Origin of the sequence: Sphingobium sp. LMC3-1-1.1, assembly GCF_040676285.1 — a bacterium.
Taxonomy (GTDB): Bacteria; Pseudomonadota; Alphaproteobacteria; order Sphingomonadales; family Sphingomonadaceae; genus Sphingobium.
Genome location: NZ_JBEGHQ010000001.1, coordinates 45371 through 61063 on the forward strand (window position 1 = coordinate 45371; position 15693 = coordinate 61063).

At 63.1% G+C, this 15693-nt stretch carries 20 protein-coding genes; 7 read left to right on the plus strand and 13 right to left on the minus strand.

The window, feature by feature from the left end; genetic code table 11:
• Nucleotides 1–258: 258 nt before the first annotated feature.
• From MRBLMC3_RS00210 to alr, 4 genes are all read right to left on the minus strand, one after another.
• Nucleotides 259–1266 carry a class 1 fructose-bisphosphatase gene (locus tag MRBLMC3_RS00210; protein ID WP_363753784.1) on the minus strand — a complete coding sequence of 336 codons (1008 nt, stop codon included), beginning with the start codon at nucleotides 1264–1266 and terminating at the stop codon, nucleotides 259–261.
• Between the two features lie 563 nt (nucleotides 1267–1829).
• Nucleotides 1830–2180, minus strand: a complete 351-nt coding sequence (locus MRBLMC3_RS00215; RefSeq protein ID WP_363824922.1) for a RidA family protein — start codon at nucleotides 2178–2180, stop codon at nucleotides 1830–1832.
• Nucleotides 2181–2202: 22 nt separating this feature from the next.
• Nucleotides 2203–3456: a D-amino acid dehydrogenase gene (locus MRBLMC3_RS00220; RefSeq protein ID WP_363824925.1), complete on the minus strand. Its 1254-nt coding sequence runs from the start codon at nucleotides 3454–3456 to the stop codon at nucleotides 2203–2205.
• Nucleotides 3453–4583 (minus strand): alanine racemase, encoded by a 1131-nt coding sequence (alr, locus tag MRBLMC3_RS00225; RefSeq protein WP_363824927.1) that lies wholly within the window; start codon nucleotides 4581–4583, stop codon nucleotides 3453–3455. Before alr ends, MRBLMC3_RS00220 begins: the two co-directional genes overlap by 4 nt.
• 118 nt (nucleotides 4584–4701) lie before the next feature.
• Here alr and MRBLMC3_RS00230 point away from each other — a divergent pair, with 118 nt between their 5' ends.
• Nucleotides 4702–5172 carry an Lrp/AsnC family transcriptional regulator gene (locus MRBLMC3_RS00230; RefSeq protein ID WP_363735624.1) on the plus strand — a complete coding sequence of 157 codons (471 nt, stop codon included), beginning with the start codon at nucleotides 4702–4704 and terminating at the stop codon, nucleotides 5170–5172.
• Between the two features lie 67 nt (nucleotides 5173–5239).
• On the opposite strand, the gene MRBLMC3_RS00235 is transcribed toward MRBLMC3_RS00230, so the two are convergent.
• From MRBLMC3_RS00235 to MRBLMC3_RS00250, 4 genes are read right to left on the minus strand one after another with little or no spacing between them, the layout of a single operon-like run.
• Nucleotides 5240–6001 carry a TIGR02186 family protein gene (locus MRBLMC3_RS00235; protein ID WP_363824929.1) on the minus strand — a complete coding sequence of 254 codons (762 nt, stop codon included), beginning with the start codon at nucleotides 5999–6001 and terminating at the stop codon, nucleotides 5240–5242.
• Nucleotides 5998–6912, minus strand: coding sequence for a sulfite exporter TauE/SafE family protein (locus MRBLMC3_RS00240; RefSeq protein WP_363735626.1), 915 nt, complete (start codon nucleotides 6910–6912; stop codon nucleotides 5998–6000). The genes MRBLMC3_RS00235 and MRBLMC3_RS00240 overlap by 4 nt, the downstream gene beginning before the upstream one ends.
• Before the next feature lie 49 nt (nucleotides 6913–6961).
• Entirely contained in the window at nucleotides 6962–8032 is a 1071-nt protein-coding gene (locus tag MRBLMC3_RS00245; protein WP_363824931.1) for a hypothetical protein, read from the minus strand.
• Nucleotides 8029–9426, minus strand: a complete 1398-nt coding sequence (locus MRBLMC3_RS00250; protein WP_363824934.1) for a glycosyl transferase family protein — start codon at nucleotides 9424–9426, stop codon at nucleotides 8029–8031. Before MRBLMC3_RS00250 ends, MRBLMC3_RS00245 begins: the two co-directional genes overlap by 4 nt.
• Nucleotides 9427–9635: 209 nt before the next feature.
• Here MRBLMC3_RS00250 and MRBLMC3_RS00255 point away from each other — a divergent pair, with 209 nt between their 5' ends.
• Nucleotides 9636–9842: a hypothetical protein gene (locus MRBLMC3_RS00255; RefSeq protein WP_363735690.1), complete on the plus strand. Its 207-nt coding sequence runs from the start codon at nucleotides 9636–9638 to the stop codon at nucleotides 9840–9842.
• 152 nt (nucleotides 9843–9994) lie between these two features.
• Nucleotides 9995–10174: a hypothetical protein gene (locus MRBLMC3_RS00260; protein WP_133651642.1), complete on the plus strand. Its 180-nt coding sequence runs from the start codon at nucleotides 9995–9997 to the stop codon at nucleotides 10172–10174.
• 47 nt (nucleotides 10175–10221) lie between these two features.
• Here MRBLMC3_RS00260 and MRBLMC3_RS00265 read toward each other — a convergent pair whose 3' ends face one another.
• Nucleotides 10222–10620, minus strand: a complete 399-nt coding sequence (locus MRBLMC3_RS00265; protein WP_363735691.1) for a low affinity iron permease family protein — start codon at nucleotides 10618–10620, stop codon at nucleotides 10222–10224.
• 70 nt (nucleotides 10621–10690) lie between these two features.
• Here MRBLMC3_RS00265 and MRBLMC3_RS00270 point away from each other — a divergent pair, with 70 nt between their 5' ends.
• The 4 genes from MRBLMC3_RS00270 (at nucleotide 10691) to MRBLMC3_RS00285 (ending at nucleotide 14166) form a co-directional block, all read left to right on the plus strand.
• The gene (locus MRBLMC3_RS00270) at nucleotides 10691–11023 is read left to right on the plus strand and encodes a hypothetical protein (RefSeq protein WP_363735692.1); all 333 of its coding nucleotides are present in this window, start codon (nucleotides 10691–10693) and stop codon (nucleotides 11021–11023) included.
• Nucleotides 11024–11162: 139 nt separating this feature from the next.
• Nucleotides 11163–12362, plus strand: coding sequence for an ADP-forming succinate--CoA ligase subunit beta (sucC, locus tag MRBLMC3_RS00275; protein ID WP_363824937.1), 1200 nt, complete (start codon nucleotides 11163–11165; stop codon nucleotides 12360–12362).
• A gap of 113 nt (nucleotides 12363–12475) precedes the next feature.
• Nucleotides 12476–13237 (plus strand): electron transfer flavoprotein subunit beta/FixA family protein, encoded by a 762-nt coding sequence (locus tag MRBLMC3_RS00280; protein WP_363736964.1) that lies wholly within the window; start codon nucleotides 12476–12478, stop codon nucleotides 13235–13237.
• The gene (locus MRBLMC3_RS00285) at nucleotides 13234–14166 is read left to right on the plus strand and encodes an electron transfer flavoprotein subunit alpha/FixB family protein (protein WP_363824939.1); all 933 of its coding nucleotides are present in this window, start codon (nucleotides 13234–13236) and stop codon (nucleotides 14164–14166) included. The genes MRBLMC3_RS00280 and MRBLMC3_RS00285 overlap by 4 nt, the downstream gene beginning before the upstream one ends.
• 62 nt (nucleotides 14167–14228) lie before the next feature.
• Here the strand turns inward: MRBLMC3_RS00285 and MRBLMC3_RS00290 are convergent, their stop codons facing one another.
• The 4 genes from MRBLMC3_RS00290 to MRBLMC3_RS00305 form a co-directional block, all read right to left on the minus strand.
• Nucleotides 14229–14573 carry a glycine zipper 2TM domain-containing protein gene (locus tag MRBLMC3_RS00290; RefSeq protein ID WP_363735346.1) on the minus strand — a complete coding sequence of 115 codons (345 nt, stop codon included), beginning with the start codon at nucleotides 14571–14573 and terminating at the stop codon, nucleotides 14229–14231.
• 172 nt (nucleotides 14574–14745) lie between these two features.
• Nucleotides 14746–14964 carry a hypothetical protein gene (locus MRBLMC3_RS00295; RefSeq protein ID WP_363753786.1) on the minus strand — a complete coding sequence of 73 codons (219 nt, stop codon included), beginning with the start codon at nucleotides 14962–14964 and terminating at the stop codon, nucleotides 14746–14748.
• A 117-nt stretch (nucleotides 14965–15081) separates the two neighbouring features.
• Nucleotides 15082–15258, minus strand: coding sequence for a hypothetical protein (locus tag MRBLMC3_RS00300; protein ID WP_363753788.1), 177 nt, complete (start codon nucleotides 15256–15258; stop codon nucleotides 15082–15084).
• A 135-nt stretch (nucleotides 15259–15393) separates the two neighbouring features.
• The gene (locus tag MRBLMC3_RS00305; protein ID WP_363735342.1) at nucleotides 15394–15606 is read right to left on the minus strand and encodes a cold-shock protein; all 213 of its coding nucleotides are present in this window, start codon (nucleotides 15604–15606) and stop codon (nucleotides 15394–15396) included.
• Between the last annotated feature and the right edge of the window lie 87 nt (nucleotides 15607–15693).

Genomic DNA, 15693 nt, shown 5'->3' on the forward strand with positions numbered 1-15693 from the left:
AACATCCCGGCCCGGACGGCATGGCTCCATCAGCATCATGTGACCCAGCAGCAACAGGTCCCTCAAAAAACATCCTATTTCCTGAACAGGCGTGAAATCGCTCTGTCCTATTCCGCGTTCGCGGTTCTATCCCGCGCTCCTCTTTGAAACGTCAGGCATATCGCGCTCACACGCATACGCGCGCCCCGGCACGCGCGCGCATATGGTGTGAACTTCGACGAAAAATGGCGGAATTCTACGGGTCGCGGGAGCGTTGCTCTACGCGGCCCTTCCATAGGCGGTGACAGTCTCCACCTCGGCCTTGTCGCCCAGCACGACGCCGACGCGCTGGTGCAGGCCGGTGGGCGTCACCTCCATGATCCGCTGATGGCCGTCGCTGGCGGCCCCGCCCGCCTGCTCGATCAGGAAGGACATCGGATTCGCCTCATACATCAGCCGCAGCCGGGCCTTGCCCGATTGGCGGTGATCGGCGGGATACAGGAAGATGCCGCCGCGCTTCAGGATACGGTGGACGTCGGCCACCATCGAGGCGGTCCAGCGCATGTTGTAGTCCTTGCCCAGCGGCCCTTCCGTGCCCTGGATCCGCTCCTCTACATAGCGCGCGATGCCGGGCGACCATTGCCGCCGCCGCGCGATGTTGATGGCGAATTCGGCATTGCCCTGCGGCATCTGCATCGGGCCGTCGGTCATCCGCCAGGACCCGATTTCCCGATCGAGCGTGAATTCAAAGACGCCCGTGCCGATGGTCAGCACCAGCAGCGTCTGCGGCCCGTAGATCGCATAGCCGGCCGCCACCTGCTGCGTGCCGGGCTGGAGGAAATCCTGCTCGATCACCTCGCGACCGGAACATTCCTCCGGCGCCTTGAGCACGGAGAAGATGGTGCCCACGCTCAGGTCGACGTCGATATTGCTGGACCCGTCGATCGGATCGAACAGCAGCAGATATTCCCCCTTCGGATAGCGGTTGGGGATGCGATGGAGCGTCTCCATCTCCTCCGAAGCCATTGCGGCCAGATGTCCGCCCCATTCATTGGCGTCCAGCAGCAGTTCATTGGCGATGACGTCCAGCTTCTTCTGCACCTCGCCCTGCACATTCTCGCTGCCCAGGCTGCCCAGCACTTCGCCCAGCGCGCCCTTGGACACGCTATGGCTGATCGTCTTGCAGGTGCGCGCGACGGTTTCGATCAGCAGGCGCAATTGCGGCGGGATGGCGTTCGCCTGGCGCTGCTGCTCGATCAGGAAGCGGGTGAGGGTTACAGACTGCATAGGGCGGGTTACTCGCTCAAGAAAATATGGCGCGCGGACGCTCGCCATGCATGGGACCAGCGATGCCGTAGCGGTCCCGCGCGCATCGGCAAAGCGCCAATTCGTGGTACTCCCGGGACGCGGGACGATCCGTTCACGGTTCCAGACTGGCCGCCACGCCGGTCCATGTGCGAACAGCGCGGCCTCGCGCAGCTGTTCCGGTGTCGGGCGGATGCCGGTGTAGAGCATGAATTGCTCGATCGCGTGCAGCACGATGACTTCGCCGCCGGGAATGATCGCCTTTCCTGCCGCCCGGGCATTGCTCACCAGGCAGGAGGATTGCAAGGCTCCGGTCGCGGCCATGGCGTAGGCCCAGGCGGGCTAAAGGTCGTCGGAGGCGCAGGCGGTCGAAGGAGGGTATGGCGCAACAGTTGGCGAGACGGGGCCCGCAGCCTCCGGTGCTGCATCAGAGGCCGGGCAGATGGCGGCATCCGGCCACGTGCCGAATCTCCAAATTACCGTTTGCATCTTGCGGGGCCTTGTGAGGATTGCCATGCCCTTAGGCACGGCAATCCCCATATGGTTCACCTGGCCCTGGCAGCGGTGACGATGATCTCGACCTTGTAGTCGGGGCTGGCGAGCTTTGCCTCGCCCGTGGCGCGGGCGGGTGCCTCGGCATCGGCGATCCATGCGTCCCACACCGCGTTCATCTCGGCAAAATCATTCATGTCGGCAAGCCAGATCTGCGCCATCAGCATATGATTCTTGCTGCTGCCCGTCTGTTCGAGCAGCGCGTCGATCTCTGCCAGCACGGCGCGGGTCTGGGCGGTGACGTTCTCGCCGGGCGAGCCGATCTGCCCTGCCAGATAGATGGTGTCGCCATGAATGACGGCTTCGCTCATGCGCGGGCCGCGGCCGATGCGGGAGATGGTCATGCAGGAAGGTTCCTTATTCTGGTTATGAATAGCGGCTGATTGCAAGATCTGCGGTCTCGATCCGGGGCTCGCGCCCGCCGATGATGTCCGCGATCACATGCCCCGACCCGCATGCCATGGTCCAACCCAATGTGCCATGGCCGGTGTTGAGGAAGAGGTTGGGGATTTTGGTGGCGCCGATCACCGGCGTGCTGTCCGGCGTCATCGGACGGAGTCCGGACCAGAAGCTGGCGCGGCCCAGATCGCCTGCGCCCGGGAACAGCGAACCCACCGAATATTCCAGCGTATCCCGCCGCGCCCTGGGCAGTCCTTTGGAATAGCCCGACAGTTCCGCCATGCCGCCCACCCGGATACGGTCGCCCAGCCGCGTGATCGCGACCTTGTAGCTTTCATCCAGCAGCGTTGATACCGGCGCCCGCGCTTCATCGACGATCGGGACGGTGATCGAATATCCCTTCACCGGATAGACCGGTAGCCTGATTCCCAAAGGCGCCAGCAACAGGGGAGAATAGCTGCCCATGGCGACCAGATAGGCATCGGCCCGGACGGGGCCGCTATCGGTCTCGACATGGCTGACCTTACCGTTCGTGACGGCGATCCGGCCGATGGTGCGTCCGTTGAGGAAGGTCACGCCCTTCGCCTTCGCCATCTCCGCCAGCGCATTGGTGAATTTGAAGCAGTCGCCGGTTTCGTCATTGGGGAGCCTCAGGCCCCCGGCAAGAGGCACGCCGCTGCCCGCCAGGCCCGGTTCCGCCGCGATGCATCCTGCTGCGTCGAGCACTTCGAAGGGCACGCCGTCCGCCTGCAGAACAGCGATGTCCTTGGCGATGCCGTCGAGTTGTTTTTGTTCGCGGAAAAGCTGCAAGGTGCCCTGCGACCGTTCGTCATAGGAAATGCCGGTTTCGCGCCGCAGGTCGATCAGCCGGTCACGGCTATATTCGGCCAGCCGCACCATCCGGCTCTTGTTGATCGCATAGGCGCGTTCGTTGCAATTGCCCAACATCGCCGCCATCCAGCGCAGCATGGCCATGTCCATCTGGGGCCGCAGGATCAAAGGGGCGTGCTTCATGAACAGCCAGCGCAGTGCCTTCATCGGTATCCCCGGCGCCGCCCAGGGTGAGGCATAGCCGGGCGAAATCTCGCCGGCATTGGCGAAGCTGGTCTCCAACGCCGGGCCGTCCTGACGGTCGATCACCGTCACTTCATGCCCTGCCTGCGACAGATACCAGGCAGAGGTGACGCCGATGACGCCGCTCCCCAGAATGGCGATCTTCATGCCTTCATGCTCCGCTGGTGCCGGATCGTCGCCGCGCCCAGGATGGTGCGGTGATAGCGATGTCCGAGCTGTGTCAGGATTTCATAGGCGATGGTGCCGGCGTCGGCCGCCACCTGATCCACCGTTTGATGGGGCCCCAGCAGTTCAGCTGGCGCACCCGGATAAAGGAGGGCGTCGGGCACGTCGGTCACGTCCAGCGTGATGCTGTCCATCGACACCCGTCCCACGATCGGCGCGCGATGGCCGCCAATATAGGCCGAGCCCCTGTTGCTGAGATGGCGCGGCCAGCCATCGGCATAGCCCACCGCAATCGTGGCGATGCGCGTCGCCCGCTCGCAAACATGGGTCAGGCCATAGCCCACGGCCGCGCCGGCCGGAACGGTCCGCAACTGGATGATCCCGGCATTCAGCGAGACGACCGGTTGCATTATCGGGCCATCGCCCTGGGGCGCCCCGCCATAAAGGGCGATGCCGGCACGCACCATGTCGAAATGCCTCGCATGCAGGAAGCTGCCGCCGCTATTGTCCAGCGAGCGGGGCACATCCGGGAAATCCTTGCTGAATGTCTCGAAACTTTGGCGCTGTTTGTTGTTGGAAGGGGCATCGGGATCGTCGGCGCAGGCCAGGTGGCTCATCAGCAGGCGGAGGTCGATGCCCGCCAGCCGTTCCGGCTCCGCGCGCAGGATGGCGACCTCCTCTGGGGGCAGGCCGAGCCGCGACATGCCGCTGTCGGCCTGCAACGCTGCGGGCAAGCGTCGATTCAGGGTCCGGGCCATTTCCGACCAGCGCGCGATCTGATCGAGCGAGTTCAGAACCGGAATGGCGCCGATGGCCGCGCAATCGCTTTCCATGCCGGGCTGCAGCCCGTTGAGGATGAACAGGGCGGTGCCGTTGTCCAGCATGGTCCGGAGCGCCATGGCTTCGCCGAGATGCGCGACGAAGAAGTGACGGCATCCCACCTCTTGCAGACTGCACGCAACGATGTCCGCACCCAGGCCGTAGCCATTCGCCTTGACCACGCCGGCAACGGCGGCGGGGGCTACCTGCCGTTGGATCATCCGGTAATTCTCGACCAGCGCGTCGAGATCGATGCGGAGCACGGCTGCGGCGGTATCGATGGACGGCATATCCTTCCCCCTTCAAGGGGAAAGTAGCGTGCCTCCTTGCGAAAATGCTCTCAAATGACAGAAGGATCGTCTAATAAGAGCAAATATTTCGAAGGTTATTCGTAGGAAATGCAATAAAATGTCAGAATCGCTGGACGCCATCGACCGATCGATCATCCGCCTGCTCAGGCTGAATGCACGGCGGCCCAATTCGGAAATCGCGGCGGAGGTCGGTCTTTCGCCTTCGGCCTGTCACCGGCGTATCCGGATGTTGGAGGATGCCGGCGTGATCCGCGGCTATACTATCGTGACGACGCCTATGGAAAAGGAAGGCCGCGCCGTCGATGTGCTGGTGCAGGTGACGCTCGATCGGCAGACGGAGGATTATCTTGCGCGCTTCGAGCATGCCGTGCGGCAATGCCCGGAAATCCGGGAATGTTTCCTGATGACCGGTGGCGTCGATTATTGGCTTCGAGTGGAAACGGAGAGCGTGGCGGCCTATGAGGCGATCCATAGCGAAATCCTCTCCCGCATGCCCGGCGTCACCCGGATCAACAGCAGCATCGCGATGCGCGATGCGCTGCGGCCCAGGAAAGCGGCACGGCGATGACGGGCACGACGCCGCGCCTGGCGTGCATAGGGGGAAGCGCGGCTGAACGACATTCGAACGGTGCGAGCTAGACCCGTCTGGCAATGGCGCCCGCCGCCCATCCCATGCCGACCGCCAGCATGATCGCCGCCAGCCCATAGGCGAAGGGCCATTGTTCGGCCGCGACGGCCATGAACCGCTCGAACCCCGACTTTCGGACGGTGATGTCGCGCACGGCGGCGGCCACCACGCGGCCGTCCTGCACGAGGAAGGTTTCCGCCGTGTAATCGCCGACGATTACCCGGGCCGAAAGCGGCAGTCGCGCCCGGTATAACACGCCGTCCGTGATCTCCACCGTTCCGGGGCGCTCGACATAGAGACCGGCCCTTTCCCTGAGGTCGATCAAACCCTTCTGGAACCGATCCAGCTCCGCGCTTTCATTGAGCGAAGAGGGCGAAAGCTGGAGCTTGTCCACGCCCATTTCATAGATCGCCGCCGTCCGTTCATCGACCATCCTGTCGATCGGGCGGGACGATGCGATGGCATAGAAGCTGGGAGCGGAGCGGAAACGCGCGCTGTCGGCGTTGATCCAAATGCCGGCGACCTTCTGCTTTTCGCGCATCGTGATCGATTGATCTGGCCCCTTCAGCACGACCATGATGTCCGGCGGCTTGCTGGGCCGACGCCCGTCGGGATAGACGATCGCGCCGAACAGCAGCAGGTCCGCACCCGTGAAACTATATTGTATTTCCACCTCGCGCTGGGACACGTCGGGCACGAGCATCGGTTCGTCCGCCGCCGTCAACAGCAGCAGGGCGGGGAGAAGGGCCAGAAGCGCCCGGCGCCTCACCGCAGCTCCACCGTATAGATTTCGTCCGGTCGGAACCCCAGGCCCAGCGCCATCCGCGCCGCCACCAGCAGCACGATGGCGGCAAGCAGGATGCGCAGATATTCCGGCCGGATCGTCATCGAGATGCGCGTTCCGACCTGCGCGCCGGTCACGCTGCCGATCAGCAGCAGCAGGGCCAGGACAAGGTCAACCGCATGCGTGGTCATGGCGTGCATCATCGTCGTCGCCATGGTCACGAACAATATCTGGAACAGCGACGTGCCAACCACGGACTGGGTCGTCATCCCCAGCAGGTAGAGCATCGCCGGAACCAGGATGAACCCGCCGCCGACGCCGAGCAACATGGTGAGTATGCCGGTCGCCATGCCCAGCAGCAGTGGCGCCAGCGGCGAAATATACAGCCCGGACCGATAGAAGCGCCACCGCATCGGCAAGGCCGCGACCAGCGGATGGTGCCGCCTTTTGCGCGCCTGGATCTTCCTGCCGGTCTTCAGCGCTATCAGCGCCTGTATCGATTCCTTTGCCATCAACGATCCGATGCCGCCCAGCATCAGCACGTAAAGAATGCCGATTACCGTATCGATCTGTCCTATGGCCTGCAGCAGACGGAAGATCAGCACGCCCAGGCCCGCGCCCACCACGCCGCCGGCGATCAGCACGCCGCCCATGCGGAAGTCGACCGTGCCGCGCGACATATGGGTGAAGACACCGGATACGCTGGCGCCTGTCACCTGGCTGGCCGCCGAAGCCGCGGCGACGGTCGGAGGAATGCCGTAGAAGATCAACAAAGGCGTGGTCAGGAATCCGCCGCCCACCCCGAACATGCCGGAAAGCAGGCCCACCACGCCGCCCAGGGCAATGATGACCAGCGCATTCACCGACAGGTTGGCGATGGGCAGATAGAGATCCATGCAATCCCTGGGTTAAGCCCAATATGCGGAGAGATAAAGGCGCTCCGCCTTAAAAATCAGCCCCAAGCGTTACTGCCGGGCCGGAAGCCGGCGCGGCACGCCCCGCGATCCGTTCCCGCCATTCGACGCTCAGCCTGGCGCCGACAGGCTTTATGGGCAGGCGGATCTGAAGTTCCGGGCCGATGTCCAGTCGCTCCACCTGCGGCTGCGCCCCGCCGGAAAGGCTTGCGCCAAGCCGCACGGGCGCGTTGCCGAGCGGCGACAGCAGCGAGATCTTGCCGTCCACGAACAGGTCGCGTGACCGGAAACCGACCATGCCGCTCTGCGCATAGGCTTCGACTTCCAGGGACGGCGCGACCCGCGTCGGGCCGAAACCGCCGACCGCCAGCACGGCATTGGCGTTGCGCCCGCCCTGGCCCAGGGCAAACCGTCGTTCAGCGGCGAAGCTGACGGGGACGGTGCGCGCTGGCTGCCATGCCAAGCCCAGCGCGCCTTCGGGAGAGACCGGCTTGTTCAATGCAGCACTGGCGCGAGCATAAGCGGTCGCTCGGCTGGAGGCGCGCGGGGTCAGGTCGAAATCGAGGCGGAAACCCGCCTGTGATCCGCCCAGCCGTCCGCCGGTCGCGGCATCGGCGCGGGGGGCACTGCCGTCGCGCCACAGCAGCCAGGCACTGCCATGCCAACGGCTGGTGCCAGCGGCTGGCGGGTAGGCCAGGGGCAAGGCAGGTGAAGGGTTGATCGATGGAGCGGCTTCCATGACCTTGCCCGAAACCTCCTCGGTCGACGCCGCTTCCTTTGTAGCGGGTGCGGCGGGTGCCAAGGCTGCTTTGATCCTTGTTGCTCTGGCCCATGGTGACGATGCCATGAGCGCCAGTCCCGGCGCTGCGGCGGCAGATGTCAGCCTTTGCGGCGGCCCGCTCTGCCGAACTGGCGGACCATGCCCTTCGGCTGTGATTCCTACGTTGGTCGCATAAGTCGTAGGACGGAATGGACCCTCACCGGTACCGCCCATTGCGCCGCCGAGAAGGTCGAAGCCGGTCCCCGCCAGACGGATGGTGACCCAACCGGCTATAACAAGCGTGAAGAAGCGGACCGGGCGTCCGCTGGCCGCCTTGTTCATGCCTGGGATTCCAGATCCGGAAAACGATGCTGTGTCTTGTCCCAGGTCAGCGGCCTGCCGATGAGCGACCGAAGATAGAGGAGCATGGCCCGTCTGGCGGCCATCATGGCAATGATATTGGCGATCAGCGTGCGCGGTATGGCGCCCAGTCCGAAAACCCATCCATAAGCCATGCCGGAAAAAATCGCCCGCATCGCCATTCGCCAGCTCATGAACCCGAAATTGATCCACAAGAGGACTTCGATGACGGGGGAGATCCTGGCGAAGGCGACGTCGCTGAACAGGCCCGCGACGAGCAGCACGCCCCAGAGCAGCAGGGCGAGATAGGCGGTAAACAGGACGAAGGCGGAAAGGGCGGCGGCGCGGTCCCGCATGCGCATCCACCATTCGGCAGGGCCGCCCTGCCAGCCCATGCGGTCCCAGCCAGCAAGTGAGATGCCGACCATCCAGCGCGCCTTCTGCTTGACGGCTGCCTTCAGATTGTCGGGAAAATATTCCCTGGTGGCGACGAGATCGCCATTTCCGTCGCGCATACGTACGAAGATGCCCCGTCCGCCCATGTTGCTGATGCGCAGGCCGACCTCATAATCCTCCGTTAGCGATTCCGGATCAAATGGTCCGCCGGTGCCGGCATTCGCCAGCCGCTCCAGCATCTGCCGTTCAAATGCGCACGCTACGCCAGCCGAGGGCATGGAGGCGCCCATGGCTTCACGCACGGTCAGGAACTTGCCGTGGCTCTCCGCAAATTCATCGCAATAATGATTGGCGATAAGCTTCGACCACCAGCCGCCATTGCCGGGCAGGGGCAGGACCGGAAGCTGAACGAGCTGGAACCGGTCCGTCATCACGTCGAATAGTCGGATTTCATCGCGGTGAACCACGTCTTCCGCGTCATGCAGGGCGATCGCCTTGAAGCGCGATCCGGTACGTCTTTCTTCCTGAAGCATGGCGCGCCAGACACGGTTCAGGCAATCGGCCTTCGTGGTCGGCCCGTCGCGTTCGTTGATGCACAGGATCAGCCGCTCTTCGCCAGAAGCAAGGGGGGTCAGTATATCCAGGGTGGCTCGATCATTGGGATAAATGCCGACAAAGATGCGGTAGTCCTGATTACCCCAGCGGTTCAGCGCATTGCGCAACATCCGGCCGATCACATCGGCCTCCTGCCAGGCGGGAATGAAGATGGCGATGCGGCCCGGCTGCCGCGAAGCCGGCAGGGTCGCCGTCGTCATTCGCTCGTGGCGCGAATAGACAACCAGCTTGCGCCACAGCCGACGACACAGGAACACGGAGTCTATAATGAAATCATCGATCCCGCCAATCGCCAGTCCCACAACCGCGAACAGCAGAATTTCATGATGAACCCTCGCCAGAATAACGAAGATGGACTCCCCCACGGAATGCGGCTCCCTGTATTCCCCGGACGCGCTATGGCAGCAAAGAATTGATTCTCAAACATTTATTGGTTGCGACATCGGAATGAACATCGATCTTCAGCCCTCTTCCAGCCCACTCCCACAGGAGCAAGCAGCATGATCAATCGGCGCTCCTCGGCGCTGCGCGATTTTGTGAAAAGCGAAGCGGGGCGGGCGGCCGCCTCCTGCTGATGGGGGCTGTCGCCCTGGCCATGCTGTTCGCCAATTTGCCGGGGCCTGCGGGGCATCTCCATCATGCCTTTGTTCATGCGGAGGCCGGGCCGGAATTGAAGCGCGGTCTGGGCAAGCAGATCGGCATCTTCGGCAGCATTCTCGCTGGCTTGCGGCTTTCGGCCGTGACGGGATATCTTGTCCTGCGACGTGCCAAATACCGCTGAAGATCCTGATTTACTCGTCCAGCCGCCTTTCCCATGCGTCGGACGGAATCGTATAGCTACTGGGCCGGTGTTATCCTGACGCTGCCGCAGAGCGAATCGCACTTGATGCGAACTCCAGCCAATCTTTTCAACGATCAGGTAGGAGGGTGAATATGAATAGGGAGATGGATGTAAATTATCTGCTGCACAGGCAGCAGGTCGCCTTGATCCGTGCGCAGATGAGCCGGTCGGCGAAGGGCCGGGAAGCCTATGAGGGTCTTGCGCGCGGCTATACGGATCAGATCGATGCCTACAGGCGTCAGAATGAAAATCTGGTCGATCTGACCCATTAAGCGTCCCCGCATTTCCCCACGATACTCTGGTCGTGACGACCCCTCTGTCAAAGCCGGTTGATCAGTCGCGCTATCGATTCATGATGCGTTGCATCGTCACCGCATTCCTTTTCCAGCATGGACTTTATCTGCTCCAGTTCTGCTTCGGTCAGATGTTCGATGCCGATGAACTCGTTCCGTGCTGTCGAAAGGGCGCGTATCAGTTCGTCCATTTTCGCCTGAATGGCTGAGCCATCCCGATTTTGCGCATTCTGGATCAGGAACACCATCAGGAAGGTGACGATCGTCGTGCCGGTGTTGATGATGAGCTGCCATGTGTCGGAGTAATGAAAGATCGGGCCGGTCACGATCCAGGCCAGGATGATCAGCGCCGCCAGGATGAAAGCGGCAGGCTGGCCAGACCAACTTGCGATACGGTGGGCAAAGGCTGTGAAAATCCGGTCCATCTTTCTTTTTCTCCGCTGGCCATGGCAAATATTTAGCCCCTGTTCAGGCCATGCTTGCCATGAAGGCGGGATGACAGCCATCCCTTTCCGTGCGCTGGCCTGCGGGCTTGGCGCTTCTCTCTTCCTGATGTCCTGTGCGACGGTTTCGCCCGAATCACGCCTGCGAACGGGTTTGATCGATGCGGGCGTGTCTCCCCGCATGGCGGGCTGCATGGCGGAAAGGATGGTCGATCGGCTGAGTTTGGCGCAGCTCCGCAGGCTCCAGTCGCTGGCCTCGCTCCGCAAATCTCACATGGGCGACATGACGGTGGACCGGTTCCTCTTCAAGGTCCGCGCGCTGGAGGATCCAGAGATATTTGCCGTGACGAGCAAGGCGGCGATCGTCTGCGCCATCGACCGCTGATTTCGCAATAACCGCGCTGTCGCTTCGCAAAGGTTTTGCAATTTTGCAAAGTCATTTTGCGAAATTTTCTGGCGCTGGCTCCCTGCCTGTGCTTAGCCGCTGTCCAGAAGAGTTTCAGCGGAAAGGACGGGCGAGCCCCATGAACATCCACGAATATCAGGCGAAGGAATTGCTGGCCAAATACGGCGCGCCGATCGCTGCCGGTTATGCCGCCTTCTTCGTCGAGGAAGCTGTCGAAGCGGCGAAGAAGCTGCCCGGGCCGCTCTATGTCGTGAAGTCGCAGATCCACGCCGGCGGCCGCGGCAAGGGCAAGTTCAAGGAACTCGCTCCTGAAGCGAAGGGCGGTGTCCGCCTCGCCTTCAACCTGGATGAGGTCAAAGCCCACGCCACCGACATGCTCGGCAACACGCTGGTCACCATCCAGACCGGCGAAGCGGGCAAGCAGGTCAACCGCCTCTACATCACCGACGGCGCCGACATTGCGAAGGAATTCTATCTCGCCCTGCTGGTCGACCGCGGCAGCAGTCGGGTCGCTTTCGTAGTGTCGACCGAAGGCGGCATGGACATTGAAGAGGTCGCCCACTCGACCCCGGAAAAGATCCATAGCTTCTCTGTCGATCCGGCCGCCGGTTTCCAGCCGCATCACGGTCGTTCGGTCGCCGCCGCCCTGGGCCTGAGCGGCGATCAGGCTAAGCAGGCTGCCAAGGTGGCTGCCTCGCTCTATGCAGCGTTCCTCGACACCGACGCCGAGCAGATCGAAGTCAATCCGCTGGCGCTGACCGAGCAGGGCAATCTGTTGGTCCTCGACGCCAAGGTCGGTTTCGACGGCAACGCGATGTTCCGTCACAAGGACATCGCCGAACTGCGCGACCTGACCGAGGAAGATCCGGCGGAAGTCGAAGCGTCCGAATATGACCTCGCCTACATCAAGCTCGACGGCAATATCGGCTGCATGGTGAACGGCGCGGGCCTGGCCATGGCGACCATGGACATCATCAAGCTGAACGGCGAATTTCCCGCCAACTTCCTGGACGTCGGTGGCGGCGCCAACAAGGAAAAGGTGACTGCGGCCTTCAAGATCATCCTGAAGGACCCGGCGGTGAAGGGCATTCTCGTCAACATCTTCGGTGGCATCATGAAGTGCGACATCATTGCCGAGGGCATCGTCGCCGCCGCCAAGGAAGTGAACCTGTCGGTTCCGCTGGTCGTCCGCCTGGAAGGCACGAACGTCCAGCAGGGCAAGGACATTCTGGCCGCTTCGGGTCTGGCCATCGTCCCGGCGGACGATCTGGGCGACGCGGCGAAGAAGATCGTGGCGGAAGTGAGGAAGGCAGCCTGACGCAGCTTTTCGCCTGAACAAGACACCAAGGGGTGCGGGTGGTCCGGTAACGGGCTGCCCGCGCCCGCGTTCGCATTTGCGAGCTTGGCGTGAATGAAGGAAGGATGTTGGAGATGAAGATCCTTGTGCCCGTGAAGCGGGTGATTGACTATAATGTGAAGCCGCGCGTGAAGGCGGATGGGACGGGCGTCGATCTGGCGAACGTCAAGATGTCGATGAACCCGTTCGACGAGATTGCGGTTGAGGAAGCCATTCGCCTGAAGGAAAAGGGCGTGGCGACCGAGGTTGTGGCTGTGTCGATCGGCGTTGCCAAGGCGCAGGAAACGCTGCGCACCGCGCTCGCCATGGGCGCCGATCGGGCGATCCTGATCCAGACCCCAGATGATATCGGCTCTGATGTCGAGCCGCTGGGCGTGGCCAAGCTGCTCGCCAAGGTGCAGGAAGAGGAAGGCGCTGGCCTGATCATCCTGGGCAAGCAGGCGATCGACGACGACAGCAACCAGACGGGCCAGATGCTGGCCGCGCTGCTGGGCCTGGCGCAGGGCACCTTCGCCAGCAAGGTCGAGGTCGAGGGCGACAAGGTCAGCGTCACGCGCGAAGTCGACGGCGGGCTGGAGACGGTGAAGCTCAACACGCCGGCGATCATCACGACTGACCTGCGCCTCAATGAACCGCGCTATGCTTCGCTGCCCAACATCATGAAGGCGAAGTCGAAGCCGCTCGCGACCAAGACGCCCGCAGACTATGGCGTGGATATCTCGCCGCGCCTGGAGACGATCAAGGTGGTCGAACCGGCCAAGCGTTCGGCTGGCGTGAAGGTGGCCGATGTCGATGAACTGGTCGCGAAGCTCAAGGCTCTGGGAGTTGCAGCATGACAAAGACGCTCGTTTGGGTTGAACATGAGGGCGGCGCAGTCAAGGACGCGACGCTTTCCGCCGTCACCGCTGCATCGAAGCTGGGTGAAGTGCATCTGCTGGTCGCGGGCCAGGGCGTCGGGGGCGTTGCCGCCGAAGCAGCGAAGATCGCCGGCGTGGGCAAGGTCCATGTCGCGGACGACGCAGCCTTCGGGCATGCGCTGGCCGAGAATGTCGCGCCGCTGGTCGTCGAATTGATGGGCAGTCATGACGCGTTCGTCGCGCCTGCCACCAGCAACGGCAAGAATATCGCGCCGCGCGTGGCGGCTCTGCTCGACGTGATGCAGATCAGCGACATTCTGTCGGTCGAGAGCGAAGACAGCTTCACTCGTCCGATCTATGCCGGCAACGCGATTGCAACCGTCAAGTCGAAGGATGCGAAGAAGGTCATCACCGTCCGCGGCACTGCTTTCGAGAAGGCGGCCAAGGAAGGCGGCAACGGCGTGGTGGAAGCCGTGGCTTCGACCGGGGACAAGGGGCTGTCGTCCTTCGTCGGCGCGGAGATCGCCAAGCTGGAGCGGCCGGAGCTGACCTCGGCCAAGGTGATCGTGTCGGGTGGCCGCGCGCTGAAGGACAGCGAGACGTTCGAGGCGACCATCTTCCCGCTGGCGGACAAGCTGGGCGCGGCGGTGGGTGCTTCGCGCGCTGCTGTCGATGCGGGCTATGTGCCCAACGACTATCAGGTGGGGCAGACCGGCAAGATCGTCGCGCCGGAAGTCTATATCGCCGTCGGCATTTCCGGGGCGATCCAGCATCTGGCGGGGATGAAGGATTCCAAGACCATCATCGCCATCAACAAGGATGAGGATGCGCCGATCTTCCAGGTGGCGGATGTCGGTCTTGTCGGCGACCTGTTCAAGGTTGTGCCGGAACTGGTCGAGAAGCTGTAAGCGCCTCGCCTTTGGGTTCAGATTGAGGGCGCGGGCCTTGGGTCCGCGCCCTTTTTTTCATTTTATTCGCAGCGGACGTCGTTCTTGTCTATGGCGCGGCCCGCCAGTGCGCCGCCTGCGCCGCCCAAGATGGTGCCCAGCGTCTTGGAGCCGCCGGGGGCGATGATGTTGCCCAATACGCCGCCTGCTATGGCGCCGACTATGGTGCCGGTGGTGCCGTCGTCGCGCTTGCAATAATAGCGGCCGTCATTGTCGCGGTAGATATAGTCATTGTCGCCGATGGGCCGGCCGCCGTGATGGGGGCCGTGGCCGTAGCTGGGGCGGTCATAGCCGTAGCCGCCGCCGTCCGAGACGCAGGCCGTCAGCGGCATTGCAAGCAGCGCGGCGGCGAGTAGGGGGGTGCGCATTGTCATTTTCTCCTGTGCTTTCCCTGCTGGAGTGACAACCCGCGGGAGGGGAGGAAGTTGCGCGAAAATAGTCTGCCCGCCGCGGCGCCGAAAGGGGGAAGGCAGCCGGGCGGGCAGTGGTGCCAGCGGCGAGAGGGTATTCACCGCCGGGAGGGAATGAGGGGGTGGCCGCTCAGGGTGTGAGGGGCGCGGTGCCGGCGGTGCTGGCGGTGGGGGTGGCGAGATTGGGGCTGGTCAGCGTGGTGTCGCTGGCGCGGCGATTGTCGAGGTCGGACCTGGCCTGGTTGTAGCGGGCGACGAGGTCGTCCTTGAACTCCGTCAGCTTGCCTTCGTCATAGAGTTTCTTGCCGACATAGCCTGCGATCGCGCCAAAGATCAGGGTGCGGATCATGGGGTTGGCTCCTTGTTCCGTGGGGAATTTGCAAGGATAACCGTGGCGGCGCGGATCGGTTCCGGGGCGGTGCGGCAGAGCGGGCAGCGCCGTCGATATGAGGAGTCGGGCGGCTGTTCAGTGCGTGCCGGCGATGCGGCGGGCGCGGCTTTCGTCGACATATTCCTGTCGGCGGGCCATGACCAGAAAGGCGGCTTCGGAACGCAGGCAGCGCTGGCGGACATTGTCCAGGGTGGCGGCGTCGGCTTCGATCCGGGCCTGGCGGGCGAGGGCGCGGAAATCGGGGCTGGCCATGGGACGCTCCTTTCAAAGTGGGGGGCGCCGCGAACAGCGCCCCGCCTGTCAGCGGCGTCTTATGTCAGGATGCAGTGATGCTGACGCATCAGCATCCTGGCAATGCTCAGACGCCGCTCGGGCTTAACCCCGTCCTTATTCGGCGTGCTGAAGATTCACGGCCGCCATCTTGCCGCGCTTGTCCTGCTCCAGATCATAGGAGACGCGGTCCTTTTCGCGCAGGGTGGCGAGGCCGGCACGCTCGACGGCGGTGATGTGGACGAAGGCGTCCGGGGTGCCGTCATCGGGGGCGATGAAGCCATAGCCCTTGTCGGCGTTGAAGAATTTGACGGTTCCGACGATGCTCATTGGGTATTTCCTTCTTTACGTGGGCGCGTCCCGTGTGGACGGGCCTGGCGCTAGAGGGGCAGGGAAAGAAGGAAGTTTGGTGCCGCA

What these genes read in the sequence shown, in the direction of transcription:
- sucC (WP_363824937.1), top strand. Translation starts at nt 11,163, where the DNA reads ATGAACATCCACGAATATCAGGCGAAGGAATTGCTGGCCAAATACGGC.
- MRBLMC3_RS00245 (WP_363824931.1), bottom strand. Translation starts at nt 8,032, where the DNA reads ATGAACAAGGCGGCCAGCGGACGCCCGGTCCGCTTCTTCACGCTTGTT.
- MRBLMC3_RS00290 (WP_363735346.1), bottom strand. Translation starts at nt 14,573, where the DNA reads ATGCGCACCCCCCTACTCGCCGCCGCGCTGCTTGCAATGCCGCTGACG.
- MRBLMC3_RS00300 (WP_363753788.1), bottom strand. Translation starts at nt 15,258, where the DNA reads ATGGCCAGCCCCGATTTCCGCGCCCTCGCCCGCCAGGCCCGGATCGAA.
- MRBLMC3_RS00230 (WP_363735624.1), top strand. Translation starts at nt 4,702, where the DNA reads ATGTCAGAATCGCTGGACGCCATCGACCGATCGATCATCCGCCTGCTC.
- MRBLMC3_RS00270 (WP_363735692.1), top strand. Translation starts at nt 10,691, where the DNA reads ATGACAGCCATCCCTTTCCGTGCGCTGGCCTGCGGGCTTGGCGCTTCT.
- MRBLMC3_RS00260 (WP_133651642.1), top strand. Translation starts at nt 9,995, where the DNA reads ATGAATAGGGAGATGGATGTAAATTATCTGCTGCACAGGCAGCAGGTC.
- MRBLMC3_RS00220 (WP_363824925.1), bottom strand. Translation starts at nt 3,456, where the DNA reads ATGAAGATCGCCATTCTGGGGAGCGGCGTCATCGGCGTCACCTCTGCC.
- MRBLMC3_RS00280 (WP_363736964.1), top strand. Translation starts at nt 12,476, where the DNA reads ATGAAGATCCTTGTGCCCGTGAAGCGGGTGATTGACTATAATGTGAAG.
- MRBLMC3_RS00285 (WP_363824939.1), top strand. Translation starts at nt 13,234, where the DNA reads ATGACAAAGACGCTCGTTTGGGTTGAACATGAGGGCGGCGCAGTCAAG.
- MRBLMC3_RS00210 (WP_363753784.1), bottom strand. Translation starts at nt 1,266, where the DNA reads ATGCAGTCTGTAACCCTCACCCGCTTCCTGATCGAGCAGCAGCGCCAG.
- MRBLMC3_RS00255 (WP_363735690.1), top strand. Translation starts at nt 9,636, where the DNA reads ATGGGGGCTGTCGCCCTGGCCATGCTGTTCGCCAATTTGCCGGGGCCT.
- MRBLMC3_RS00240 (WP_363735626.1), bottom strand. Translation starts at nt 6,912, where the DNA reads ATGGATCTCTATCTGCCCATCGCCAACCTGTCGGTGAATGCGCTGGTC.
- MRBLMC3_RS00265 (WP_363735691.1), bottom strand. Translation starts at nt 10,620, where the DNA reads ATGGACCGGATTTTCACAGCCTTTGCCCACCGTATCGCAAGTTGGTCT.
- MRBLMC3_RS00295 (WP_363753786.1), bottom strand. Translation starts at nt 14,964, where the DNA reads ATGATCCGCACCCTGATCTTTGGCGCGATCGCAGGCTATGTCGGCAAG.
- MRBLMC3_RS00215 (WP_363824922.1), bottom strand. Translation starts at nt 2,180, where the DNA reads ATGACCATCTCCCGCATCGGCCGCGGCCCGCGCATGAGCGAAGCCGTC.
- alr (WP_363824927.1), bottom strand. Translation starts at nt 4,583, where the DNA reads ATGCCGTCCATCGATACCGCCGCAGCCGTGCTCCGCATCGATCTCGAC.
- MRBLMC3_RS00305 (WP_363735342.1), bottom strand. Translation starts at nt 15,606, where the DNA reads ATGAGCATCGTCGGAACCGTCAAATTCTTCAACGCCGACAAGGGCTAT.